This is a genomic window from Rubrimonas sp., assembly GCF_036788415.1.
Lineage (GTDB): Bacteria > Pseudomonadota > Alphaproteobacteria > Rhodobacterales > Rhodobacteraceae > Rubrimonas.
This window is the reverse complement of the sequence record NZ_DAIQNN010000130.1, coordinates 1-6,202: the sequence shown is the minus strand read 5'-3', so window position 1 is coordinate 6,202 and position 6,202 is coordinate 1. Positions and strand designations below refer to the sequence as shown.

Genomic DNA, 6,202 nt, shown 5'->3' with positions numbered 1-6,202 from the left:
GGCCGAAGCCGCGCTTGCCCGCCTCGCCGACGCCTTCGAGCTCGGCGCGGACCTGGCGGCCGCCCACCGCGGCGAGGCGAACGGAGACGCGTTTCTCGGTCATGGGTCCCGGTCCTTGCAGGAGATGGGCGCGCGTCTTACGTTTCCGGCATCGATCCACTTGGGGTAGGGCGATGCCGGACACAGCGACCCTGTCGTCGAAGTTCCAGATCTCGATCCCGAAGGCCGTGCGCGCCGCCCAGGGCTGGGAGGCGGGTCAGAGCTTCGCCTTCATCCCCAAGGGCGCCAGCGTGCTGCTGGTCCCGATCCCCAGGCGCGAGAGCCTGAAGGGCTTCGCCCGGGGCGCGGCGCCGACCGACCCGCGGGACCGCTCGGACCGCTTCTGATGATCCTGGTCGACACGTCGGCCTTGATCGAATGGCTGATCGGCTCCCCCACCGCCGAGGCCGTCGAGCGGGCGCTGCCCGAGCAGACCGACTGGATCGTGCCCACGATGGTCCAGCTCGAACTCGCGAAGTGGCTCACCCGAGAGTTCGGCGAGGACAAGGCCGATCAGGTGATCGCGTTCACGCAGGTCTGCCGTGTCGTCCCCCTCGACACCGAGATCGCGCTGGCGGCGGCAGAGGCCTGTCGCGCCCATAGCCTCGCCACGGCCGACGCCATCATCTTCGCGACCGCCCAAGCCCACGGTGCGATGCTGCTCACCTGCGACCGACACTTCGAAGGCCTCCCAGGGGCGACATTCATCGAGAAGATCAGCGGATGAACGGATTGTCGCCGCCTGAGGCGATCTGCTGGTTGAGCTTGCGCACCATCTCCGCCTCGATGACGGGCAAGAGTTCGGCCATGGCGAGCGGCGGCACGCCGAGCGCGTCGCCCATGGCCAGCGCCGAACTCATGTCCCAGCCGAGCACGGCGCCGGGGATGGCGCGCAGCTGGCCGCCGAGCCGCTGGGCGAGGTCCCAGACCTGCCAGCCCTCGAAGGTCTGCGCCTGGTTCACCCGGCCGAGCACTGGGTCGCGCGCGGCCTGCCAGTCGAAGGTGGTCTGCACGCCCTGCGGGCCCACGATCTCGATGCGGGGCCGCGGCAGGTAGACGGCGTGCGCCGTCAGAGTCAGGCTCTCGCCCGAGGGCAGCGCGTAGCCGAAGGTCAACTCGCAGGGACCGCCGTCGATGGCCTGCGTCATGAGGGTCGTGTCGGCGAGCCTTGCCGCAGTTGGCCTGAGTTTCAGCGCCTGCGCGCGCCCTCGTCTCCTAGCCTCGCCAGCTTGCCGGGCAGGTCGGATCGCGCGTGCGGGAAGTCGATGACGATCACGGCGTCAGGGTCGTCGATGAACACGATGAAGTGCTGCCCGCAGCGGGTGAAGCGGAGGTCTTCGGAGAGGTCCGGATCGATCAGACGGCGACAGCTCTGCGAAGGCGCCGCGCCATCGGCGATGGCCTGGCAGCGCACGATCAGGTCCATCTCGTAGGCGTCCGCCTGCCGCGGACCGAACGTCTCGATGGTCCAGCGGGCGATGTCGACGAGGGGCCGCTCGGCCTGCCGGGTGAGCCGCCAGGACTTGGGCATCAGCCGTCGCCGCGCGCTCTCGCGAATGCGCGGCGAACGACGTCTTCGCCAGAGCCTTCGGCGAGGTCGCCCGCGCGCGCCTCGGCGAGCCCGGCCGACAGCCGGTCGCGGATGTCGGCGAGTTCGGCCTCCTCGCGCTCGAGAAGCCGCAGCCCGGCGCGCAGGGCCTCGCTCGCGTTCTGGTAGCGCCCGGAGGCGACGAGCCGGTCGACGAGCGCCGACTGCGACTCTGTCAGGACGACGTTTCGCGTGGCCATCTCATTCTCCGCGCCGGCGATGGCAGAATTTGCCAATCCGGAAAGGCAGCCGAGCTCTATCCTGCGCGCCGCTTCGCGCAGAGCCAGTTCGTCACGATCAACCCGGGCACTCGCTCGTGGGCCGGCCCAGGATCCCGCGCGAGGTCGATCCGCTTCGGCGCCCTGACCTACGGCACCAGCAGGACGATCGGCACGGTGGCGACGCCGCGCCCGACCTTCGAGCGCCACGGCTTCTCGCGTCCACGGCTGGCCTTCACCGTCAGGCGCTCTGCTTTTCGCGCTTCAGCCGCATGAAGAACGCCGTGATCTCCTCCGGCGTCGCGCGCTCCAAGGCGCCGTCGTCGATGTCGCGCTGCGACCAGAACCAGGTGACCGCAGGGTCGTGGAGCATCGCCCACTCTCCGAACTCCCGCTCGGGGACGAGTTCGGCGACATGAATCTTCATCTCGATGTGGCGATCGTCGCGTTCGATGCGCGCGAGGGCGTCTCTCACCTGCTCTTCGGGACCTTCAAGCCACTGCAGGAATATGTCGGCGCGGCAAATCAGGGCGCCCGTAATGCCGTCCCGCTCGTTCGCGCGCCGCGCGTGCATCAGGATGCCGCTCAGAATCGACTGGTCGAAGCCGAAGGGCCGCGAGGTGTAGATGGCCCGGAACAGATCCATGGCGCGTTCTCTCCTGTCTGGGGACGTCCTGATCGACGCTGCTCCGCAGCCGGCCTCTCTAGGGGTTTCGCGCGCAGTCGAAGGCGATCCGGCGCCGCGCCCTCAAGGGTTAGCACGATCAGACGCCGGGCAGTAGCCGATGCGCGCGTCCCTCGATCCGTCCCCGGTCATCGGTATGGTCGGTCTCCCTCAGAACCGGCCCTCCACGCAACGCGCCACGATCAGCCCCGGCGCCGCGCTCGCGGTGGCCCGGTGTCGCGGCGGCTTGACGACGCCGCGCGCCGGCATACGTGTCATGCGGTAAGTCGCATATCAAAACCGAAAGTACGCAGGATGTTCGACAGCCTCAACCGCTCCGGCGGCGAGCCGAGCCTCGATCTCCACAAAGCCCCCGAGGACTTCTCCGACCGCGTCGCGCTTCGCGTCGTCAAGATCATGCGCGTGTTCGCCGACGCATTCTTCGCCAAGCGCTACGGCCACCGCGCCGTGGTGCTGGAGACCGTCGCGGCCGTTCCCGGCATGGTCGGCGGCATGCTCCAGCACTTCAAGGCGATCCGTCATATCCGCGATGACCAGGGCTGGATCCGTGAACTGCTCGACGAAGCCGAGAATGAACGGATGCATCTGATGACCTTCATCAAGGTCGCGCAGCCGACTGTGCTCGAGCGCGGCCTGATCCTCGTGGCGCAGGCGGTGTTCTTCAACCTGTACTTCTTCCTCTACCTGTTCGCGCCGAAGACCGCGCATCGCGTGGTCGGCTATCTCGAAGAGGAGGCGGTCGTCAGCTACACCCAGTACCTCGCGGACATCGATGCGGGTCACCAGGAGAACGTCGCCGCCCCGCAACTGGCGATCGACTACTGGAAGCTGTCGCCGAACGCGCGGCTGCGCGACGTCGTCGCGGCGGTGCGGGCGGACGAGGCGGCGCACCGCGACACCAATCACGACTTCGCGGACCAGATCGCGACAGGCAGGGCGCCCGGATCGCGGTGAGCGGAGCCTGTCGGGATCGGAGCTCGACGCGATACCAAGCCTGCTCGCCGGGCAAGCCCTTCAGTCGCGCGGGCTCACAGTGCAACGGCCTGCAGCTCATGGAGCAAGCCAGTTCGCCACGATCAGCCCCGGCACGGCGTCGTGCGCGCGCTCTGCGTCCCGCGCAAGATCGAGCCGCTTCGGCAGCTTGACCTGCGGGACCAGCAGGAAGATCAGCGCTGTCGCGCGCCCACGGCCCGTCTTCGATGATGAAGCGACGCCGAGACCACGACTACTCAGCCGTCCCTCCGCGACCAGCAGGCTCGGCCTGCGCCGGCGATAGACGAAGCGTAGGCGCAGGCCGCGGCGGCGCTCCCACTCGCCGGGGGTGATCTTCCCGCCGCGCAGCCCGCGCCCGGCCGCTGGCGTCGGGATCGCCAACCAGAATTGGTTGCGCGACCGGATCAGCGGCCCTGTATCGTGCGCGCCGACGATCACCGGCGCCTTCGACCAGACCAGCGCCGCAGCGCTGAGTAGCGCCGCGTCGGCCGGGTGGATCTCGACGAACGGCTCGGCGACATCGCCGAGAGACGCGCAGAGAACCCCGTGCGGGTCATCGTGGGCCAGTGGTCGCGCACCCGGCCGGCGTTGAGCGTGAAGGGGCGCGCGGGGTCGCGTGGGGCGGCGGCGTTGGGCGGCGTGGGGACGGCGCGAGCGCGGCGGTCGGGCGTGAAGAACCCGCCTTCGGCGAAGAAGCGCTCCCGCGGCGCGCCGTCGGCGGGCGCCGGCCAGCGGAAGGGGCGCATCGCGGCCTAGTCGGCGTCGGATCGGCTCGCCCAGGCCGAGATGTCGAAGTCGCGCCCTGCGACGCCCGAGAGCGCGGCGTGCTCGCGGAACACCGCCGCCGGGCTCGGCGAAGGCGGGCGCGGCGGCGAAGCCGCACAGCAGGGCGGACAAGGCGAGGGCGTGGCGAGGGCGTGGCGGAGCGTCTAAGGGTCCTCTCTGTTGGAACGGGTCAGCCGGCGAGTGCTTTGGCGGTCGGAAAGCGGGCCGGTTCGGAGGAGGTGGGCGCGAGATCGCGTTCGGAGAACGCCTCATGCGCCTCCATCCCATAGGCCGGACGACGCGCCGCAGCGGCGGCCGGCGCCGCATCGCGCGATGCTATCCCAGCAGCGCCACGCCGCGCGGATCGATACGCAGGGCGGCGCGCGCGCCCGCGCTGGGGGCCGGCCCGAGGCTGTCGAGCACGGCGAAGAGCGGCCCGGCCGAAGTGTCGAAATCCACCTCGACGCGGGCGCCGAGATACACCGCCCGACGCACTGTCGCCGGGAGCGCGTCGCCCTCTTGCGGTCCGGCGAAGCGGATGGCGTGCGGCCTGACGGCGAGCGACGCGGGTCCCGGCCCCAACCCGCGCGCTGGAAGCGACAGGCTGAGCGGACCGAGGGCGACCCTGGCCATGTCGCCCTCGACCGAGAGCACATCGACGTCGAGAAGATTGGCGTCGCCGATGAAGTCGGCCACGAAGCGCGAGGCCGGACGGTCGTAGAGGTCGCGCGGCGCGCCCGCCTGCGCGATTCGGCCGGCGTTCATCACGATCACCCGGTCCGAGATCGCCAGCGCCTCCTCCTGATCATGGGTCACGTAGACCGCCGTGAGGCCGAGGCGCTGCTGCAACTCGCGGATCTCGTCGCGCACGCGGCGGCGCAGCTTGGCGTCGAGATTGGAGAGCGGCTCGTCGAACAGCAGCACGTCGGGCTCCAGCACCACCGCGCGCGCCACCGCCACGCGCTGCTGCTGCCCCCCCGAGAGCGCCGCCGGCAGCCGGTCGCCGAAGCCCGCAAGCCCAACGGTCTCGAGAGCCGCTTCGGCCCGGGCGCGGACGTCCGCCTTCGGCAGGCGGCTCATCTGCAACCCGTAGGCGACGTTCTCGAACACGCTCATGTGCGGAAACAGCGCGTAGGACTGGAACACCATCGCCACGTCGCGCTGACTGGCCGAGAGCGCGGTAACGTCGCGCCCCGCGATCTCGATGCGCCCCGAGGACGGCAGCTCGAGCCCCGCCACCAGCCGCAGCGTCGTGGTCTTGCCGCAGCCCGAGGGCCCGAGCAGCGTGACGAGTTCTCCTTTCGCGACGTCGAAGGACACGTCTTCCACCGCCGCGACGTCGCCGAAGCGGCGCGAGACGCGGTCGAAGATCACGGCCGGGCTGTCCGCGGGGAGGGCGGCTGCGGGCATGTTCATCCTGTGGCGAGAACGGGGGCGGGCGCCGCCTCGCGCCGCCCGATCCGGCGGGCGCCCAGCGCGGCCTGCACGCCTAGCACGGTGGCCGCCATCACCACGATCAGCACCGAGCAATAGGCGATGGAGAGGCCGTAATCTCCGTTCTCGACCCGCCCGAGGATGTAGGTGGTGGCGAGATCGTAGCGTGCGGAGACGAGGAACACCACTGCCGAGATCGCCGTCATCGCCGTGACGAAACTGTAGACCAGCGCCGCCACGAAAGCCGGGCGCAGCAGCGGCGCCAGCACCCGGCGGAGCGTCGTCGCCTGGCTCGCGCGCAGCGTGAGCGAGGCCTCGTCGAGCGCGGGGTCGAGCTGGGCGAAATTGGCCACGCCGGCGCGGATGCCCACCGGCATGTTGCGGAACACGAAGGCGATCACGAGGATCAGCCCGGTGCCGGTGATCTCCACCGGCGGCACGTTGAAGGCGATGATGTAGCTGACGCCGATCACCGTGCCG

The 6,202-nt window shown here is 70.2% G+C and carries 9 protein-coding genes and 2 pseudogenes; 3 read left to right on the top strand and 8 right to left on the bottom strand.

Annotated elements, in window-relative coordinates; translation table 11 throughout:
• Nucleotides 1-173 precede the first annotated feature (173 nt).
• Nucleotides 174-386 carry an AbrB/MazE/SpoVT family DNA-binding domain-containing protein gene (locus tag V7Q31_RS16810; protein WP_333835008.1) on the top strand — a complete coding sequence of 71 codons (213 nt, stop codon included), beginning with the start codon at nucleotides 174-176 and terminating at the stop codon, nucleotides 384-386.
• A complete protein-coding gene (locus V7Q31_RS16805; RefSeq protein ID WP_333835007.1) occupies nucleotides 386-766 on the top strand; it encodes a type II toxin-antitoxin system VapC family toxin in 381 nt (126 codons plus the stop codon). Before V7Q31_RS16810 ends, V7Q31_RS16805 begins: the two co-directional genes overlap by 1 nt.
• On the opposite strand, the gene V7Q31_RS19230 is transcribed toward V7Q31_RS16805, so the two are convergent.
• From V7Q31_RS19230 to V7Q31_RS16785, 5 genes and pseudogenes are all read right to left on the bottom strand, one after another.
• Complete coding sequence (locus tag V7Q31_RS19230) at nucleotides 756-914, bottom strand: DUF7697 family protein (RefSeq protein ID WP_442976718.1); 159 nt, start codon at nucleotides 912-914, stop codon at nucleotides 756-758. The two genes, V7Q31_RS16805 and V7Q31_RS19230, sit on opposite strands and share 11 nt — an antisense overlap.
• A gap of 84 nt (nucleotides 915-998) precedes the next feature.
• Nucleotides 999-1,208: pseudogene (locus tag V7Q31_RS16800) on the bottom strand (phage tail tube protein); the annotation flags it as partial.
• Between the two features lie 20 nt (nucleotides 1,209-1,228).
• Complete coding sequence (locus V7Q31_RS16795; protein ID WP_333835006.1) at nucleotides 1,229-1,570, bottom strand: type II toxin-antitoxin system RelE/ParE family toxin; 342 nt, start codon at nucleotides 1,568-1,570, stop codon at nucleotides 1,229-1,231.
• On the bottom strand, nucleotides 1,570-1,827 hold the full coding sequence (locus tag V7Q31_RS16790) for a type II toxin-antitoxin system ParD family antitoxin (RefSeq protein ID WP_333834995.1): 258 nt from the start codon (nucleotides 1,825-1,827) through the stop codon (nucleotides 1,570-1,572). Before V7Q31_RS16790 ends, V7Q31_RS16795 begins: the two co-directional genes overlap by 1 nt.
• 259 nt (nucleotides 1,828-2,086) lie before the next feature.
• Nucleotides 2,087-2,491 carry a BLUF domain-containing protein gene (locus V7Q31_RS16785; RefSeq protein ID WP_333835005.1) on the bottom strand — a complete coding sequence of 135 codons (405 nt, stop codon included), beginning with the start codon at nucleotides 2,489-2,491 and terminating at the stop codon, nucleotides 2,087-2,089.
• A 333-nt stretch (nucleotides 2,492-2,824) separates the two neighbouring features.
• Here V7Q31_RS16785 and V7Q31_RS16780 point away from each other — a divergent pair, with 333 nt between their 5' ends.
• Nucleotides 2,825-3,484 carry an alternative oxidase gene (locus V7Q31_RS16780; RefSeq protein WP_333835004.1) on the top strand — a complete coding sequence of 220 codons (660 nt, stop codon included), beginning with the start codon at nucleotides 2,825-2,827 and terminating at the stop codon, nucleotides 3,482-3,484.
• A 96-nt stretch (nucleotides 3,485-3,580) separates the two neighbouring features.
• Here V7Q31_RS16780 and V7Q31_RS16775 read toward each other — a convergent pair.
• From V7Q31_RS16775 to V7Q31_RS16765, 3 genes and pseudogenes are all read right to left on the bottom strand, one after another.
• Nucleotides 3,581-3,997 (bottom strand): annotated as a pseudogene (locus V7Q31_RS16775) (DUF6441 family protein); the annotation flags it as partial.
• A gap of 627 nt (nucleotides 3,998-4,624) precedes the next feature.
• Nucleotides 4,625-5,662 carry an ABC transporter ATP-binding protein gene (locus tag V7Q31_RS16770; RefSeq protein ID WP_333835003.1) on the bottom strand — a complete coding sequence of 346 codons (1,038 nt, stop codon included), beginning with the start codon at nucleotides 5,660-5,662 and terminating at the stop codon, nucleotides 4,625-4,627.
• Nucleotides 5,663-5,700: 38 nt separating this feature from the next.
• Nucleotides 5,701-6,202 (bottom strand): ABC transporter permease (locus tag V7Q31_RS16765; protein WP_333835002.1); only part of this gene is annotated, 502 nt, incomplete at its 5' end.